The 18,409-nt window shown below is 58.2% G+C and carries 15 protein-coding genes; 14 read left to right on the top strand and 1 reads right to left on the bottom strand.

The window, feature by feature from the left end:
* On the top strand, positions 1-1,426 hold a 1,426-nt coding region (locus Q8N00_00290; GenBank protein MDP2381220.1), incomplete at its 5' end, for an NAD+ synthase.
* Between the two features lie 15 nt (positions 1,427-1,441).
* Here the strand turns inward: Q8N00_00290 and Q8N00_00285 are convergent.
* Positions 1,442-2,407, bottom strand: a complete 966-nt coding sequence (locus Q8N00_00285; GenBank protein ID MDP2381219.1) for a hypothetical protein — start codon at positions 2,405-2,407, stop codon at positions 1,442-1,444.
* A 296-nt stretch (positions 2,408-2,703) separates the two neighbouring features.
* Between Q8N00_00285 and Q8N00_00280 the strand changes: the two genes are divergently transcribed.
* From Q8N00_00280 to Q8N00_00220, 13 genes are all read left to right on the top strand, one after another.
* Positions 2,704-4,224, top strand: a complete 1,521-nt coding sequence (locus Q8N00_00280; GenBank protein ID MDP2381218.1) for an outer membrane beta-barrel protein — start codon at positions 2,704-2,706, stop codon at positions 4,222-4,224.
* 23 nt (positions 4,225-4,247) lie between these two features.
* Complete coding sequence (locus Q8N00_00275; protein ID MDP2381217.1) at positions 4,248-5,630, top strand: ammonium transporter; 1,383 nt, start codon at positions 4,248-4,250, stop codon at positions 5,628-5,630.
* 30 nt (positions 5,631-5,660) lie between these two features.
* Positions 5,661-7,061, top strand: a complete 1,401-nt coding sequence (locus Q8N00_00270; protein ID MDP2381216.1) for an ammonium transporter — start codon at positions 5,661-5,663, stop codon at positions 7,059-7,061.
* A gap of 97 nt (positions 7,062-7,158) precedes the next feature.
* On the top strand, positions 7,159-7,497 hold the full coding sequence (locus tag Q8N00_00265) for a P-II family nitrogen regulator (GenBank protein MDP2381215.1): 339 nt from the start codon (positions 7,159-7,161) through the stop codon (positions 7,495-7,497).
* A gap of 2 nt (positions 7,498-7,499) precedes the next feature.
* A complete protein-coding gene (glnD, locus tag Q8N00_00260; GenBank protein ID MDP2381214.1) occupies positions 7,500-10,184 on the top strand; it encodes a [protein-PII] uridylyltransferase in 2,685 nt (894 codons plus the stop codon).
* Positions 10,185-10,230: 46 nt separating this feature from the next.
* Positions 10,231-11,640, top strand: coding sequence for a type I glutamate--ammonia ligase (gene glnA, locus Q8N00_00255; GenBank protein MDP2381213.1), 1,410 nt, complete (start codon positions 10,231-10,233; stop codon positions 11,638-11,640).
* Between the two features lie 391 nt (positions 11,641-12,031).
* Positions 12,032-13,333, top strand: a complete 1,302-nt coding sequence (locus Q8N00_00250) for a CmpA/NrtA family ABC transporter substrate-binding protein (protein ID MDP2381212.1) — start codon at positions 12,032-12,034, stop codon at positions 13,331-13,333.
* 21 nt (positions 13,334-13,354) lie between these two features.
* Positions 13,355-14,236 carry an ABC transporter permease subunit gene (locus tag Q8N00_00245; GenBank protein ID MDP2381211.1) on the top strand — a complete coding sequence of 294 codons (882 nt, stop codon included), beginning with the start codon at positions 13,355-13,357 and terminating at the stop codon, positions 14,234-14,236.
* Positions 14,237-14,239: 3 nt separating this feature from the next.
* Positions 14,240-15,088, top strand: coding sequence for a nitrate ABC transporter ATP-binding protein (locus Q8N00_00240; protein ID MDP2381210.1), 849 nt, complete (start codon positions 14,240-14,242; stop codon positions 15,086-15,088).
* A 54-nt stretch (positions 15,089-15,142) separates the two neighbouring features.
* The gene (gene cynS / locus Q8N00_00235; protein MDP2381209.1) at positions 15,143-15,583 is read left to right on the top strand and encodes a cyanase; all 441 of its coding nucleotides are present in this window, start codon (positions 15,143-15,145) and stop codon (positions 15,581-15,583) included.
* A gap of 154 nt (positions 15,584-15,737) precedes the next feature.
* On the top strand, positions 15,738-16,565 hold the full coding sequence (locus tag Q8N00_00230) for a formate/nitrite transporter family protein (GenBank protein ID MDP2381208.1): 828 nt from the start codon (positions 15,738-15,740) through the stop codon (positions 16,563-16,565).
* A 30-nt stretch (positions 16,566-16,595) separates the two neighbouring features.
* Positions 16,596-16,814 carry a hypothetical protein gene (locus Q8N00_00225; GenBank protein ID MDP2381207.1) on the top strand — a complete coding sequence of 73 codons (219 nt, stop codon included), beginning with the start codon at positions 16,596-16,598 and terminating at the stop codon, positions 16,812-16,814.
* Positions 16,811-18,373, top strand: a complete 1,563-nt coding sequence (locus Q8N00_00220) for a ferredoxin--nitrite reductase (GenBank protein MDP2381206.1) — start codon at positions 16,811-16,813, stop codon at positions 18,371-18,373. Before Q8N00_00225 ends, Q8N00_00220 begins: the two co-directional genes overlap by 4 nt.
* Positions 18,374-18,409: the final 36 nt, after the last annotated feature.

Genomic DNA, 18,409 nt, shown 5'->3' with positions numbered 1-18,409 from the left:
CCAGACACTCGTCACCACCTATTGTAAATGGTACTTGCCGAACTACGGGGTGTTCGACGAGAGCCGGTATTTCTATCCTGGCAGGAGGCTGCCGCTCATTCGCCTGCGCGGCACGGTGGTCGGGGTCAATATTTGCGAAGAGGTCTGGTTGCCGGAAGGGCCCACTCGTTTTCAGGCTGCGGCGGGCGCCGAGGTGATCGTGAATATCAATGCGTCGCCGTTTCATCTTGGCAAGAGCCGGGTCCGCGAGCAGATGCTGGCGACCCGCGCGCGGGAAAACGGGGTGGTGCTCACCTACACCAATATCGTCGGCGGGCAAGATGAACTGGTGTTCGACGGGAATAGTGTGATCCTCGATCACCGGGGAGAGGTTATCGCGCGGGGGAAAGCGTTTGAGGAAGATTTGATCGTCGCCGACCTCAATATGGAGGCGGTCGCGCGAGAGCGGCGTACTCAGGGGAGGAAAAAAGTTTTGCCGAAACAGGTGGCCGCTGCGGTAGAGATGTGCAGCGCCTCGCTTCCCGCCCTTTCAAAGACTCGGGTGCGTGCGGTTCCCGATATGGTGGCAATCCTGGACCCGCTGGATGAGGTCTATCTGGCACTGACGTTGGGGGTACGAGACTACGTGAGGAAGAACGGATTCGCCAGAGCTGTGATCGGCTTGAGCGGGGGAGTGGACTCGGCATTGACCGCCGTGCTTGCCGTCGATGCACTCGGCGCCGAGAACGTCTGGGGTCTGTTCATGCCTTCGCCCTATACCTCGCAAGATAGTTATGAAGATGTCGCAGCGTTGGGCGCACGACTCGGGATCTCTGTCCGGACCCTTCCTATCACGCAGCTGTTCGATACGTACCGGAATACGCTTGCGACGACGTTTGAGGGGCGGGCGCCCGATACGACGGAAGAGAATCTCCAAGCCCGCATTCGGGGCAATCTCCTCATGGCCTTCTCCAATAAGTTCGGCCATCTGGTGCTCACCACGGGCAACAAGAGCGAGATGAGTGTCGGGTATGCCACGTTGTACGGCGATATGGCCGGAGGATTTGCCGTGATCAAAGATGTCCCCAAGACGATGGTATACGACCTGGCGCGGCTCCGCAATCTCAGAGGCTCGGCCCCGGTCATTCCCAAACGGACGTTAAGCCGGCCCCCGACCGCCGAGTTGAGGCTGGACCAGAAGGATGCAGATTCGTTGCCGCCCTATGAGGTCCTCGATCCCATTCTGCAGGCCTATGTGGAAGAGGACCGGTCTCTCGAAGAAATCGTCGTTGCGGGGTACGACCGCGCGACGGTGGCACGTGTGATGGCGATGGTGGACGGCAGCGAGTACAAGCGTCGGCAGGCGCCGATCGGCATCAAGATCACACAGCGGGCCTTGGGGAAGGACCGGCGGATGCCGATTACGAACGGCTATCGTAATCGATAGGTCGGGATATGCTGGTTACGGGGCTATGTGTTGTGGCTTTGAGGAGCGTGCGGGGTTTCGCTTCTGGCTGTCGAGTTGTTTCCGAACCGATAGCAGTTCCTTCCTGAGAACTTCCAACTCCAAGTCTTTCTTGATGACGAGATCCTTCAACGTATGGATCTCTGCTTCGCGCTGAGCGAGAGCGTCCGACTGGCTCTCCGATCGTTTGGCTCCTGCGAGGGACTCTCGATTCGACATAGCTTCTTGTTGGACCAAAGGCACAGTTTGTTCAATAGCTGCCATTGGTGGCGATGTATGTTGCAGCAGTTGATAATCGATGGCGAGAAACCTGTCGGATGAGCTTCCCCCTGTTGGGCGGGAAAAACTATCAGACCGTTGGGCCGCGCTCGGTGTGAAGAGCAGGGCTCGGTTCGAGAGGCCAGAGGGATCTGGTAGGCGCCGGTGGGCTGGGTCGTTGATGTGAGGCTGGCCTGGTGCATATCGGTATTGCGAGATTGTCACATAGAGCGAGAGGCCATAGGCATAGAGAGAGCCGGCTGTCGTCTCTGTAACGGAGTGCTCCAATCGCCCCATGCCTTGGCGAGGACTTGTGACCTGAAATGACACGGCCTCTCCCGTTCCCGCAGTGGTCAAGGCTTTGGCAATTCTAGGAGTGAGGAACTGAACTTCTTCCGGCGAAAAAACCGGGACAGGAGAAGCCGATCCTGCCAGTAGGTCTTGGAGTCCTCTCTGCTGTTCCTGGACCTGCATTCCGCTCAAGATTTTGGCGATGAGGGCTGGCTCCAGATGGATCGGGTGACTGGCCTGAATCGACCGATCGGATAGCGCCTGAAGGGATACGGTTCCTCGGGGATCCTCAGAAAGAACTCGACCTGTCTGGCTGGTTGCGCTACAGGCTGTGCTGCTCAAGCAGGCTAGCGCGAGTAATAACAATGTCTTGGGAAGGCAACTGAGTCTCGAAGAGGGGGATGAGAGAGCCATAGATGGACAAATCTAGCATAGATGGCTGACCATCGCCAGGTTGGAGAGGGCGTGCGGTCGTCCACTGAGGGTGCCAGTTTCGGGAGATTCGCCATTCCCCTCTTTCGTATAAGACGTGCAAAGGCGTTGACAGATTTTCCGGGAGCATGTTACAAGAGTCCCCATCGGACAGGGGAACAATGGCGTTTCCCACCGGCCTCAAGATAGTACGGCATGGACAATGGCGTCCTCCGGCCCCAACGGGCTAGAGGGCGTTTTTTTTTGGCTGCATGCGAGCAGGCGGAGTGGCAGGGACTATGAGAAACGAGACGTATATGTTGGCCGGTGGGGATCGATGTGGAGCTGAGAATCGAATGGGCCTGGAGGGGCTGGAGGTTGCGCACAATGGCGTGCGTGGCGACGACGTCGTCGGGGTGAGAGCGTTTGGGAAAGTGAGCAATGAAATCACCAAATCAGACGAGGAAGGAGTCAGCATGTCAGTACGGAATCTTATTGGAGTAGGAATGTGTGCGCTGGTCTCGCTGCTCGGCAGCAATTCTGTATCGGCCCAAGTGGCCCCGCCGCCGCCAACGCCGACGGTGCAGGAGCGGTTGGAGGCGCTGGAGAAGAAGTCGGATGCGCCCTCTCTCTGGAAGACCTTGGGCTTTAAGGCCTCCGGGTTCCTGGATGTGGCCTATACTCACAACTTCAACAATCCAAGTACCAACCTCAATCAACTCCACGTCTTCGACACGAACGCCAGTTCGTTCATGCCGCACCTGGCCCAAATCATGTTGGAGCGACCGGCAGATGCGGGCGGCAGCGGCATGGATCGGGCGGGTTTTCGAGCGCGCCTGAATTTTGGGTCCGATGCCCGTGTGACGCGCGCCCGGACTAACTATCAACCGGGCGTGGCCAGCGATGAAATGGATTTTCAAGAGTTGTACGCGGAGTATATTCTCCCGGTTGGCAACGGCCTGAAGGTTCAAGCAGGAAAGATGAATACCTTGATCGGCTATGAGGTCATCAACAGTTTCGAGAACCCGAATTTCTCCCGTACCTTCATGTTCGGACTGGGGCAAGCGTTCACGACGACCGGGATTCGGTTCACCTATACGTTCAATCCGTTGGTCACGGCATCGGTTGGCGTGGTCAATGGGTGGGACAATATCGACGATAACAACAAGGGCAAGACCGTCGAGTGGCTCGTCGCGCTGACTCCGCACGAGCGGGTTGGGGTGAGTTTCTACGGGTCTGTCGGACCGGAGCAATCCAATACTGCGGGCGGTGTTGTTGCTGGGGGAGTGGGAGCCAACGCGAGTGCGAAGCGAACGGTCGCAGGCTCGATCATTACGCTCAAGGCGACGAGTCAAGATACGATTATTCTGGAACCGTATTATGCCAATGAGGCGAACGCGAATCTGGTCGCCGGGCAAGCGGGGAAAAATGCCCGGTGGAATGGGTTGGGAGCCTATTTGATCCACGACTTCGATGACCAATGGAGTGCCAGGATCAGAGGCGAGATCTTCGAGGATGCCGGCGGTGCGCGAACCTGTACGGGATCTGTGGCGGGGACGGTCGGGGGCTTTACCGGTGTTCCAGGTGGATGGAATACCTGTGCGGCTCAGCCCTCGGGGACCGGTGGCCTTGTCGGCGGCGGCGGGATCGATCAAACCCTCTGGGACACGACATTTACGATGCAGTACAAACCCTTCCCGTCGCTGATTGCGAGGACGGAGTTCCGGTATGACAAGTCGAATAAGAGTGTGTTTCTCAACGGCAATGATCGGACGAATAACCAAGAAACCCTGTCATTCCAAGTCATTTACCTGTTCTAAACAGGAGAGGAAAGGAACTCATCATGAACCGATATCTTCGTATCATGACATCGATGCTTCCCGTCCTAGCCTGCGCCATCTTGGTGGGGACGACGGGTCTCTATGCACAAGACGCGGGGGCGCCGCCTCCCACGGCTCCGGTTGTCGCAGCTCCGGAAGCGGCGGCCGTGCCAGCCGCGCCGAAGATCGATACCGGAGACACCACCTGGGTCTTGGTCTCCACGGCGCTGGTGCTCGCGATGACGGCGCCGGGCCTCGCGCTGTTTTATGGAGGCATGGTGCGTTCGAAAAATGCACTGGGAACGATCATGCAGAGTTTTGTGATCCTCTGTCTGATCAGCATCCAGTGGGTCTTGTGGGGCTACAGTTTGGCCTTCGGGCCGGATAAAGGGCACCTGATCGGTGGGCTCGAATGGGTTGGGCTCAACGGAGTTGGGCTGGAGCCCAACTCCGATTATGCGGCGACGATCCCGCATCAAGCCTTCATGATTTTTCAGATGATGTTTGCGGTCATCACGCCCGCGCTTATCACGGGGGCGGTGGCCGAACGGATGAAGTTCAGCGCCTTTCTGGTGTTTGTCCTGCTGTGGGCCACCTTCATCTACGATCCCTTGGCCCATTGGGTGTGGGCGGTCGGGGGCTGGGTCCGAAACCTTGGAGCCTTGGACTTCGCCGGTGGAACAGTTGTCCACATCAGTTCCGGAGCTGCAGCCTTGGCCTGTGCCCTCGTGCTGAAGAAGCGGTTGGGTTACGGCAGGGAGCATATGGTCCCGCATAATTTGCCGATGACGGTCTTGGGGGCTTCCTTGCTCTGGTTCGGGTGGTTCGGGTTTAACGCGGGCAGCGCCGTGGCCTCCGGAGCGTTAGCGGTCAGTGCCTTTGTCGTCACCAATACGGCGGCTGCCGCTGCGGCCTTGGCCTGGATGGTCGTTGAGTGGATGTATCGAGGCAAACCGACGGTGCTGGGTGCCGCGAGCGGCGCGGTCGCAGGATTAGTCGCGATCACGCCGGCCTCCGGATTCGTCGGTCCGGTAGCGTCGATCGTGATCGGGCTCGTGGCGGGAGTCCTCTGTTACTTAGCGGTGTTGTGGAAGACCAAGTTGGGCTATGATGACGCCCTCGATGTGGTCGGCATTCATGGAGTCGGAGGTGTTTGGGGTGCGCTGGCAACCGGCCTCTTCGCGTCGAAGGCGGTCAATGCCGCAGGCGCAGACGGTCTGTTTTATGGCAATCCGGCACAGTTGGGTATCCAAGCGATGGCCGTATTGATCTCGATCCTGTTTGCATTTGTCGGAACCTTCGTGATTCTGAAGTTGGTCGATGGAATGATCGGGTTGCGTGTAAGTGAAGAAGATGAGCGAAAGGGCCTCGATCTCAGTCAACATGATGAACGGGCCTATTCGTAAGGCAACGGGTGACCGAAGACAAGGAGGACGATGGTGATTGACCCTGCACGAATCGACATTCGCAAGCATGGGCGCCAAGGGGCGCTCAGTGTCATAGGTCTGACCATCGCGGTCGTGATACTGGGAACCTTGGCGGGCTTCACAGGGTCTGTCGCGGCGCAGGATACAGCGGCCGCATCGGCGCAAGCTGTCGCTGCAACTCCTGTGCTGAAGATCGATACGGGGGACACGGCCTGGGTCCTCACCTCCACGGCGCTGGTGCTGGCGATGACGATGCCGGGATTGGCGCTGTTCTATGGAGGACTTGTTCGGAGCAAAAACGTCCTGGGAACGATCATGCAGAGTATCGTCATTCTCTGTCTGGTCAGCCTCCTCTGGATTCTTGTTGGCTATAGCCTGGCGTTCGGCCCCGACAAGGGCGGACTCATCGGGGGCCTTGAATGGGTAGGGTTGAGCGGGGTGGGAAGCGAGCCCCATCCCGTATATGGCCCTACGATTCCTCACCAAGTGTTCATGTTGTTCCAGCTCATGTTTGCCGCCATTACGCCGGCCTTGATTACGGGGGCGGTGGCTGAGCGGATGAAGTTTTCCGCGCTGCTGCTGTTTGCGGCCTTGTGGTCCCTGGTGATTTACACGCCGGTGGCCCATTGGATCTGGGGCGGCGGATGGTTGGGGAAAATGGGTGCGTTAGATTTCGCCGGAGGCGCAGTGGTGCATATCAGCTCCGGGGTAAGTGCGTTGGTCTGTGCCATCGTGTTGGGTAAACGGAAAGGGCATGGAGCCGATTATATGGCTCCACATAACCTTCCCTTCACGTTGCTGGGGACCGGTCTTCTCTGGTTCGGCTGGTTCGGATTCAACGCAGGCAGTGCGTTGGGTGCGAATGGGCTGGCCGGGAGTACCTTCCTGGCGACCCATGCGGCGGCGGCGGCGGGGGCGTTGGTCTGGATGGGGGTGGAGTGGGCGCATCGTGGAAGACCGACCGTCCTGGGTCTGGCCAGTGGCGCGGTAGCCGGTCTGGCCACCGTGACTCCGGCCTCCGGGTATATCGGACCGTTCTCCGCGATCATAATTGGTGTTTTTGCTGGGATTCTGTGCTATTTCGCCGTTGTGTGGAAGGGGAGGATGGGCTATGATGACTCGCTCGATGTCGTGGGAATTCACGGCGTGGGCGGTGTCTTCGGCATCCTCGCGACGGGTGTCTTCGCCTCCAAGGCCATCAATGCCGCCGGGGCAGATGGGCTCTTGTTCGGGAATGCCGGGCAACTCTGGATTCAGGCGATCATGGTCGCAGCGGTGGCGCTGTTTTCCGTGATCGGGACCTGGTTGATCTTGAAAGTCGTTGATGCAGCGGTTGGGCTGCGGGTCGCTCCGGAAGACGAATCGACGGGATTGGACCTCAGTCAGCACAACGAGCGGGCCTATTCATAAACAGACCATGACAGTATTGACCATGCAATCATGCCGGCGATCCTCGTGACGATGAATGATCAGCGTCCTCGGGTCAGCCAGGTAAGGAGGCAGCGACATGAAAATGATTGAAGCCATCGTCAAGCCGTTCAAGTTGGATGAAGTGAAGGATGCCTTGCTCGAAATGGGTGTGCAGGGCATGACGGTCTCGGAAGTCAAAGGATTCGGCCGCCAGAAGGGGCACAAGGAAACCTACCGTGGTCAGGAATATACGATCGAGTTCGTGCCGAAGGTGAAAATCGAGGTGGCCGTTACAGACGCACAGATGCCGCGTGTGATCGAGACGATAACCCGGGCGGCCAAGACCGGCAGCATCGGAGACGGCAAGATTTTCGTGCGCGACTTGGTGGCCGCGGTGCGTATCAGGACGGGTGAAACCGGAGAGACGGCTCTGTGACGATGGGTGCCAAACAAGACGTGGGCGACCTGATGGTGCAGGATGGCGATGCGGCGCAGCTTGGCCTCTTTCTGGCCGAGCAGCGCCGTATCATCGGTGAGCGCGTCATGGGCGGTGCCTCGGGCGCGGAGACTCTCGCCGCCATGACCGAGCTCGTCGATGGATTGATCCTCGGGCGGTATCGCGAGGCGGTTCGGCATGGCGGTGACGTGCTGGCGAACGCGGGTCTTCGCCAATGTTGCGTCATCGCCTTGGGCGGATACGGCCGCCGTGAGCTGGCGCCCCATTCGGATGTCGATCTCATGTTTTTGTTCCTCCCCGAGGCGAAGGCACAGGTCGAGACACTGGTGCGTGCCGTCTTGCATCCCTTGTGGGATTCTGGATTTCAGGTTGGGCATAGCGTGCGGACGATTGCCGACTGTATCGAGCTGGCTGAGGCCGATGCGACCGTGAAGACCTCGATGATGGAGTCCCGGTTTCTTGCGGGAAGCCCAGAGTTATTTGAGCAGTTTCACAGCCGGTTTATGCGGAAAGTCGTGGCCAAGAATCCGGATACCTACTTGGATCAGAAACTGGAAGAGCGCCGGCGGGAGTATCAGAAGTTCGGCGAGACCGTGTATTTGCTGGAGCCGAATGTCAAGAAAAGCACCGGCGGTCTTCGCGATTTACATCTGTTGCAGTGGGCCGGCATGGCGCGCTATCAGGCGCCGACGATCCGTGAATTGTCCGATCGCGGCATTCTTTCCAGGACCGATTTCATCGCCCTCACAGAGGCACGGGATTTCTTGTGGCGGGTCCGGGCCCTCCTCCATGTCCATGCCGGCACGGCTCAGGAGATTTTGTCGTTCGATGAGCAGATCTGGCTGGCTCAACATTTCGGGTTCAAGGACCAGCCGCATTTGTTGGCCGTCGAACAGTTCATGCAGCAATATTACCGGCTTACGACGGGCTTGCACGAACGCTGTATGCGGTTTGTCGAGCGCTGTCGGAGCGTGCCGTTTTGGCGTCGAATCGCGCGGTTCTTGCCGGCGCCCCGCGTCGATGAATACTTCGTGGTCCGGGGCGGGGTGTTGACGGTTGCGGATGAATCTCGCGCCAAGGTATTGGAAAGCCCGGCGTTGCTCCTCCGCCTGTTCAATGTCGCGCGATCGCAACGTCTGACCATCGTGCCGCCATTACTCGAAGACATCCACCGCCATGTCGATTCGGTTTCGGCGGAGGCCTATCGGACGCCGGAGGTGAATCGTACCTTTCTCGCGATTCTTTCGGGGCCTGGCACCGCCAAGACGCTGGAGGCCATGCATCGCGCCTCTGTGCTGGAAAAGTTGGTTCCCGCGATGAAACGAGTGCGTGGCCTCATGCAGTTCAATCAGTATCACAAGTACACGGTCGACGAACACAGCCTGCTTGCCGTGACGCGGGCGGAAGACCTTGCGCAGGATCAGGGGGTGATGGGGGATGTCTATCGCAGTATTAAGCGAAAAGATCTGCTCCACCTCGCGGTGTTGTTCCATGATCTTGGCAAAGGTCAGGAAGAAGATCACAGTGAAGCGGGGAAGCGATTAGTTGAAGAGGCGGCCGTTCGGCTCGGATTCGACGAACAGGACAAGCGCACCCTTGGATTCCTCGTACAGAAACATTTACTCATGGCTCACACGGCGTTTCGGCGAGATCCGAACGACGTGAAGGTGGTGCTGCCGTTTGCCCGTGACGTCGGGACGCCCGAAGTCCTGAAGAAGCTCTTGGTACTCACGGCAGCGGATATCGCCGCCGTCGGTCCCGGGGTCTTGACCAAGTGGAAAGAATCGCTCCTGATCGAGCTCTATCAGCGCACGATGTCCGAGGTCTCCGGAGAACGGAACGGCGTCGTGGCGCCAGAACGGGTCCGCCAGATTGCGGAGGAGATAAGCCGACACCCCTTGATGGCAGGGCAGGCCGATGGGACCTTGGCCTGGGTCGAACAGCAACTGCGTCAATTCCCCGAGCGGTATATCTACGGCACGACGACGGCCCGTATCGCGGCGCATTTGGCGGCCGTGCGGCGGCTACATGTCGGTGACGTGCTGGTGGAGACGGAGTTCAACGGGGAGCTGGGGATTTGCGAATATACGGTTGTGGCCCATAACGATGTGACGCCCGGGATCTTTTCGAAGATTGCCGGAGTGATGGCAGGCAGCGGGGTGCAGATTCTCGATGCGCAGATTCTCACCAGAGCCGACGGGATTGTCGTTGATACGTTTCAGGTGATGGACCCCGACTATCAGGGCGCACCTCCGGTCGAGCGGCTCAGGACGGTGGGCGATCGGGTCGCGTCGGTCCTCAAGGGGTGGGAGCATGTCGATGATGTGCTGCGACGGGGCGCGCGTTTGAAGCTGACGAGATCGCTGCCGAAAGCTCCTGACGCGACGGAGGTGCGGGTCGACAATGAAACGTCGGACGCCTATACGATCATCGATGTATTTGCCGATGACCGCCAGGGTCTGTTGTATGTGATCACGAACACCATTTTTCAGCTTGGGTTATCCATCCATGCCGCGCGCATTTCGACGCGCCTGGATCAGGTGGCCGACGTGTTCTACGTCGCCGATCAGCAGGGGAAGAAGCTGGAGGACCAGGGGCAATTAGAGCGGTTACGAACGGGAGTCGAAACGGCCATCGAGAATTTTCTCGAGGCGAAAGCGGCCTAGCAAAGGCGGCGCAGTCTCATTCAGGGTCATTTGAAAGGAGAAGGGGATGAACGTACGGGAAGTGTTGGAGTATGTGAAGAAACATAAAGTCCAGATCGTCGACTTGAAGTTCGTCGATCTTATCGGGACCTGGCAGCATTTCAGTATTCCGACGAATGAATTGACGGAAGACCTCTTCAAGGACGGGTCCGGACTGGACGGCTCCTCCATTCGCGGCTGGAAGGCCATCAATAACAGCGACATGTTGGTCGTGCCGGATCCGTCGACGGCCTGTCTCGATCCGTTCTGTGCAGTCCCGACGCTGAGCCTCATCGGCAACGTGGTCGATCCGATCACGCGCGAGACCTACGATCGCGATCCGCGTTATGTCGCCCAGAAGGCGGAGAAATACCTCCAGAGCACGAAGATCGGCGATACCTCCTATTGGGGGCCCGAAGCCGAGTTCTTCATTTTCGATCAAGCCCGGTACGATCAGAATGGCCACAGCGGCTACTACTTCATCGATTCCGAAGAAGGCGTCTGGAACATGGGACAGGAAGGCCATAACCTGGGCGGCAAGATCCGCCAGAAGGAAGGCTATTTCCCCGTTGCCCCGACCGATACGCAACAGGATATCCGCAGCGAGATGATTCTGGAGATGGAGAAAGCCGGCATCCAGATCGAGAAGCATCACCACGAAGTCGCCACGGCCGGTCAGGCGGAAATCGATATCCGCTTCGATTCGCTGGTCAAAACGGCAGACAAGATGATGATGTACAAGTACATCGTGAAGAACGTGGCTCGCCGACATGGCAAGACCGCGACCTTCATGCCGAAGCCGATCTTCGGCGATAACGGATCGGGCATGCATAGCCACCAGAGCATCTGGAAGGACGGCAAGCCCCTGTTCGCAGGAAAGGAATATGCGGGCGTGTCGCAGATGTGCCTGCACTACATCGGCGGGATTCTAAAACATGCGCCGGCGCTGGCCGCCTTTACCAATCCGACGACGAACTCCTACAAGCGCTTGACGCCAGGGTTCGAAGCTCCGGTGTTGTTGGCCTATTCCAGCCGGAACCGGTCGGCCGGCATCCGCATTCCCATGTACTCCCCGAGCCCCAAGGCAAAGCGGATCGAGGTGCGGTTCCCAGACCCGGCCGCGAATCCCTATCTCGCCTTCTCTGCCATGCTCATGGCCGGGTTGGACGGCATCCAGAATAAGATCAACCCTGGTGAACCGGCAGAGCAGGATCTCTACGATCTCGAGGCGAAGGCCGCGGCGAAGATTCGCACCATGCCGGGCAGCCTCGACGAAGCGTTGAACAACCTTGAGAAGGACCACGAGTTCCTGCTCAAAGGCGGGGTCTTCAGCAAGGACCTGATCGAAGCCTGGATCGGGTACAAGCGGACCAAGGAAGTCGATACCATGCGGTTGCGTCCGCATCCGTATGAGTTCTACCTCTATTACGACGTCTAGAGTACAGGGCCCATCTTAGGTATGGGTTGACCTGGTCGGGGAGGCATGATACATATCTCCCTTATGAGCGGATTCGAGGCAATGGCGCCTCGGTAAGGCTCTCGATATACGGCACACGGACAACGGCGTCCGTCATTCTGGAAAGAGTGGCGGACGCCGTTTTGTTTTCGGCACAGATCAATCGGAGATCGGTGCCACCGTACACAGTGGATAGGCCTGTGCAGACCTATCAATGCGGACAATGGCGTCCGTCTCTCACGACTGGGAGGCGGGCGTTTTTTATTTTAGGCATGTTCAGGGATCGGATCTTGGGGCTCGGTAAACAGACAGTTGCCGAAACACACAGAAGGAGGCGGTCATGAGCGAAGGAGATGGGGCCAGTAAGCGGACGATGACAGCGAATCCCGCAGTGGCTGTCGTGAAGGGCGAATCCTCCGACGAGTATTTTGAGCGCAACGTCGAGCAAGCTGTAGCATCGGCGGTCATCCACGCCGCCGTTCCATCACGACGGAGGTTTCTCGCATCCATGGGAAGCGCAGCGCTCATGGCGCTTGTCGCTGAATTGCTCCCGTTGAAAGAGTTCGTCGCATTCGCGGCCGATCCGGTCGGGAAACCTGAAAAGACGGATCTCAACATCGCCTTTATTCCCATCACCTGTGCCACGCCGATTATCATGGCGGAGCCGCTGGGGTTCTATAGCAAGCATGGCCTGAATGCCAAGGTCAAACGTGCAGCCGGCTGGGCCATGGTGCGGGATTGGGCCATTAATAAAGATGTCGATGCGGCGCATATGCTGTCGCCCATGCCATTAGCCATCACGCTCGGCGTGGGATCGGTTCCGGTGCCGTTTTACATGCCGGCGATTGAAAATATTAATGGGCAAGCTATCACGCTCCATAACAAACACAAGGGCGTGAAAACTGCCGCCGACATGAAGGGATTTCGCTTTTGTGTGCCGTTCGATTACTCGATGCATAACTATCTTCTGCGCTATTACTTGGCAGAGGGCGGCGTGCATCCTGACAGAGATGTGCAAATCCGTGTCGTGCCGCCACCGGAGATGGTGGCCAATCTGAAGGCTGGTAATGTCGATGGATATCTGGCCCCCGATCCGTTCAACCAACGGGCCGTCTACGAAAACGCAGGGTTCATCTTCAAGCTTTCCAAGGAAATCTGGGATAAGCATCCCTGTTGCGGGTTCGCGATTTCTAAGGATTTCGCCACGCAGTATCCGAATACGTTCCTGGCCCTCTTCCGGTCCATCGTGGATGCCACCCACTACGCGTCGAACCCGGCTCATCGGAAGGAGATTGCCGCGGCGATTGCACCGACGAATTATTTGAATCAGCCGGTGACGGTTTTGGAACAGGTACTGACGGGAACCTACGCGGACGGATTGGGCGCAATTAAGAAGGATCCGAGCCGTATCGATTTCGATCCCTTTCCCTGGCACTCGATGGCGATTTGGATCATGACCCAAATGAAACGGTGGGGTCATTTAAAGGGCGAGGTCAATTACAAGTCCGTGGCCGAGCAGGTCTATCTGGCGGCCGACTGCGACCGGATCGCGAAAGAGTTGGGCTATCAAACGCATCAAGGGACGATGGCCAAACATACGATCATGGGCCGGGAGTTCGATGCGAGCCAACCGGATGCCTATGTTCGTAGTTTCAAAATCCACAGTATGGCGTAATAGTCGAAAAGGCCTGGAACTATGAAAACAAATGGAAATGGCAGCCCGTGGATGATTTCGGTGTTTATCCTCGTGGTTTTTCTCGGCGGGTGGCATTTGCTGACGCTGCGGTCGTCTTTTGACGCGAAGGGCAAGACGGACGAACAACTACAGATGATGGAGTTCAACGGAGACATCGTTCGAGCCGGATCGGGAGGCTACGTCTGGAACCCTGAGAAGATGAAGGGTGTGCCAGGTCCCCTTGGAGTGGTGGAGAAGGCGAGGACTGAATTGGCCGAGGCGTTCGTCATCAAGGGAACCAACGATTACGGAATCGCCTATCTGGTTCTGTATACCGTTTCGAGATTTGCGGCAGGATTCCTCGCCGCTTCGGTCGTGGCGATCCTGTTGGGCATCTTCTTGGGGTTGAATCGAGTCCTGTTCCGAGCCGTCAACCCGTTCATCCAAATCCTGAAGCCGATTTCGCCGTTGGCCTGGATGCCGTTGCTGCTATACACGGTCAAGGATCCCAAAGCGACCGCCGTGCTGGTCGTGTTCATGGCAGCCGTCTGGCCGACTCTGGCGACGACGGCGTTCGGAGTCAGTTCACTCAAGAAAGAATACCTGCACGTTGCGGCCATTCTGCAGCTCTCCTGGTTCAAGCGGCTCTACCGGGTGATTTTGCCCGGGGCAGCCCCGACTATCGTGAACGGCTTGAGAATTTCGTTCGGGAGCGCATTGGTGGCCGTGGTGCCGGCAGAGATGCTGCTGGGTGAGTTGGGCGTCGGGTATCTGAGTTGGATCGAGTGGAACAATCTCGACATCGCGGGAGTCATCTTCGCCATCTTAGTTATCGGAGTTGTCGGCATGATTTTAGACTCAGGATTCAACAAACTCGCCGGTCTCGTAACCTATCAGGAGTAACCCATGTCATTTCTTGTCGTCGATCATGTGAGCAAGTTTTTCCCCGGCCATGCCGGAGGCGGAGACGTGTGTATCTTCAAAGACGTGACCTTGAAAGTCGACAAGGGCGAGTTCGTCACGGTGATCGGCCATTCGGGATGTGGCAAGAGCACCCTGCTCAATATCATCGCCGGGTTGGAAACCCTGTCGGAAGGCGGAGTGATCTTGAATGGACGCGAGGTGTCCGGTCCCGGATTGGATCGGATGGTCGTCTTCCAGAATTTCGCCCTCATGCCCTGGATGACCGTGTTCGAGAACATCGCCCTCGCGGTGCGATCGGCCTATCCGGATTGGAGCCATGATCAGGTGGTCGCGCATGTGCATAAGTACATTGCGTTGGTCGGCCTGACGGGAGCAGAGAATAAGCGGCCGATCGCCCTATCGGGAGGCATGAAACAGCGAGTCGGTCTTGCCAGGGCCTTTTCAATTGAGCCCAAGGTTCTGTTGCTCGATGAGCCCTTCGCGCAGATCGATGCGCTGACCAGGGGCGTCATTCAGGAGGAATTGGTCCAGATGTGGAACGCCACGCGCAACACGGTCTTCATGGTCACGCACGACGTGGACGAGGCGATTCTCTTGTCCGACCGCATCATGCTCATGACGAACGGGCCCTCGTCGCGCGTGGCGGAGATTGTAGATGTCACGATCCCTCGCCCCAGGACGAGAGATTCGGTCATCGAGCATCCGCACTATTACAAGATCAGGAACCATGTCATTCATTTTCTGGTCCGCCACGCCTCGCACGGCGCGGCAGCCGTGGGTGGCGCAGCGGAAGAGACTGCGGGGGTCGCGCCGCTCGTTGTGAGGTTCTGATGCGGGAGCGGCGGATCTGTGTTGAGGCGTGCAATAACCAAGGAGGAACATGCGATGGAAGCGAAGAAGGCGAAAGACGCGATTAAAGCCAAGCGGATGGAGAAGAAGGTGACGATCGCTGAGGTGGCCAAAGCGGTCGGAAGAAATCCCACCTTCGTCGCAGCGGTCTTGCAGGGGACCCACAAGTTGCCGGCTGATGACGCGAAGAAAGTCGGCGATCTCCTGGGCCTGGATGCGGAGCTGACCGCATCCTTGAGCAAGTTCCCGGTGCGAGGCGATTTTCCGAATACGACGGATCCGTTCAAGTATCGTTTGCTGGAGATCATCGGGGTCTACGGGGACTCGATGCGTGAGCAGGCGAACGAGATGTTCGGCGACGGCATCATGAGCGCGATCGACTTCACGCTCGACATGGAAAAGGTGACAGGTAGCCAGGGCGAAGCCCGGTGCAAGATTACGCTGAACGGGAAGTGGCTCGAATATAAGACTTTCTAGGTTTGGCTGAAGAACGGATGATCGGATGCGGGAACAAAGGCGTTCCTGCCTTGTAACGACAGAGAGCGATGCGAAGCGGACAACGGCGTCCGTCTCCTTTACGGGAAGACGGACGCCGTTGTGCTTTTTGAACGTAAGGACAAAGGAGACCTCGATGTATACGACGGATCACGAGAGGATTGCATCGTTGGCGGCGAAGAAACATCGATTCCTGGAGGTCTCGCTGCCACGGTATCTCATATTGTCGGCCCTGGCAGGTGTCTACGTGGGATTCGGCATCGCATTGATATTCAGCCTCGGCGGGCCGCTAGCCGCGGTCGGATCGCCGATGGTCAAGCTGGTGATGGGTGTGTCCTTCGGGGTTGCTCTGACATTGGTGATCTTTGCCGGATCGGAATTGTTCACCGGGAATAACATGACCGGAGTGATTGGCGGGCTGTCGCGTAGTCTTACCTGGACCCAAGTGGCGAAGCTCAACGTATGGTCCTGGGTCGGTAATCTCATCGGCTCGCTGGTGCTGGCCTGGCTGGTCGTCCAATCGGGTGTCCTGTCCAAGGGACCGCAGGCCGACCTGATCGGAAACGTGGCGGCCATGAAGATGTCGCTGCCGGCGTGGGAGCTGTTCTTTCGGGGTCTTTTGTGTAACTGGCTCGTCTGCCTGGCGGTCTGGACCTCCGGGCGAACGACGAATGATGCGGCCAAGATCATGCTGATCTTCTGGTGCCTGTTCGCGTTTATCGGGACCGGATTCGAGCATAGCGTTGCCAATCAATCGTTTCTCGGCATGGCGTTGTTTCTCCCCCATGGGGACGCCGTCAGTTGGACAGGCTATTGGTACAACCAGTTCTACGTCGTATTGGGAAACATCGTCGGCGGCGGGCTGTTCGTCGGTGGTCTGTATTGGCTCGCGAGTCCCTATACCGTCGCCTGTCTTGAGCCCAGGGAATTGCCGCGGGTCGTTCCGGCGAGGGAGGCCTGCTGAAACCAGGATTCAATAAGAGAGGAGGGAGCCATGGCGACGTCACATGATCGTGCCGTCATGTCGAATGAGGATTGTGTGGTACAACGGCTGCGTGAATGCGGCGCGAGTTCGTTCGAAGACTTGGCCCGGCTGCCCGGGCTGGACTGGGTCACGGTGTTCTCAGTTGTCGATCGACTCAATCGTGCAGGCCTCGTGGTGCTCAAACGAACCGGGGCTGATTACCGTGTGTCATTGGAGAAGGGAACATGAACAAAATCGAGGCCATCAAGACGGAGCGCGACGGGTTGGCTGTGCGGGACATGATCGCCCAATATGCCAAGAGTGGCTGGGAATCCATCCCCGAGGCTGATGTTCAGCGCCTCAAATGGTATGGCCTCTTTCTGCGGAATCCTACGCCGGGGTTTTTCATGATCCGGGTGCGGATACCGGGCGGCAAGACCGGCTCCTATCAACTGCGGGCTCTGGCCGAGATTGCCGGGACCTACGGCAACGGGGTGTTGGACCTGACGACACGGCAACAAATACAGCTCCGGCACATCCGGATTGAAGACGTGCCGGCGGTCTTTGCCAAGATGGAGGAAGTGGGGCTGACCTCCCTCCAAACCGGCATGGACAACGTGCGGGGCGTGATGACTTGCCCGGTGGCCGGGTTGAGTCCGGAGGAACTGTCGGATGCGACGCCCATCGTGCGCGCCATCAACGAAGAGATTCTTGGCAATCCGGCCTATTCGAACCTGCCACGGAAGTTCAACGTCGCGGTGACAGGCTGCCCGGACAACTGTGTGCACATGGAAACACAAGACCTGGCCCTCGTGCCGGCCTATCACGATGGCACCAACGGTAAGAGCCTCGGGTACAACCTCTTGGCTGGCGGTAAACTTGGCTCGGGCGGGTACCGGATCGCGACGCCGCTCGACATCTTTGTGACCGAGGGCGAAGCCTTGGCCCTGTGCCGCGCGATCATAGAGATCTTTCGGGACCATGGATCGCGGGAGAATCGTACGCAGGTCCGATTGGCCTTCCTGTTGGAGGAATGGGGTGAAGACCGGTTCCGAAAGGAAGTCGAAACGCGAGTGGGCAAGAAACTATCGCCGGCGGGCATCGATGCGCGAAAAGCCGTCGAGAAGAGCCATGTCGGCATCTATCGGCAAAGACAACCGGGTATGAACTATGTGGGGCTCAAAGTCCTGGTGGGCCGTATTACGCATGACGACTTAGCCAAGATCGCAGCCTTGGCAGAGAAGTATGGAACGGGGGAGGTCAGGATTTCCCCGGCGCAAGCCTTGATCATACCGAACGTCTCCGATCGCAAGATCGGCGACCTCGACCAGGAGCCGCTGGTGAAGCAATTCGCCTATAACCCCTCACCGGTCTACAAGGGGCTGGTGAGCTGTGTGGGGAGCGACTACTGTAATCTGGCGGTCATCGAAACGAAGAGCCGGGCAGTCGAAACGGCGAAGGCGCTGGAGGCCCGCCTGGGGAGCGCGCTCAAACCGATCACCATGCATTGGTCCGGCTGTCCCGCTGCCTGCGGGAATCATCTCGTGGCGGATATCGGGTTCTTGGGAAAGAAGGCCAAGGTCGAGGGGAAGGTGGTCGATGCGGTCGATATCTACGTGGGAGGCCGCTCAGGGCCAGACTCGAAGCTGGCGGTCAAGATCATGGAAGATGTGCCCTGCGACAGGCTGCCGATGGTGTTGGAAGGATTGGTGCCCTACCATTCGCGGGAGAAGATGCATCGGGTGCGGGGTGGAGGAGCCAAGAAACCTGCACCAGCCAAAGAGACGCCGACCACAATGGCAGTGTGAGGAGCGGGAAACAGAGGCGACCGAGTGTCTTGAGCT

The organism is Nitrospirota bacterium (assembly GCA_030684575.1).
Lineage (GTDB): Bacteria > Nitrospirota > Nitrospiria > Nitrospirales > Nitrospiraceae > Palsa-1315.
The sequence above is the reverse complement of the archived record's forward strand: the minus strand, read 5'-3'. Positions and strand labels throughout refer to the sequence as shown.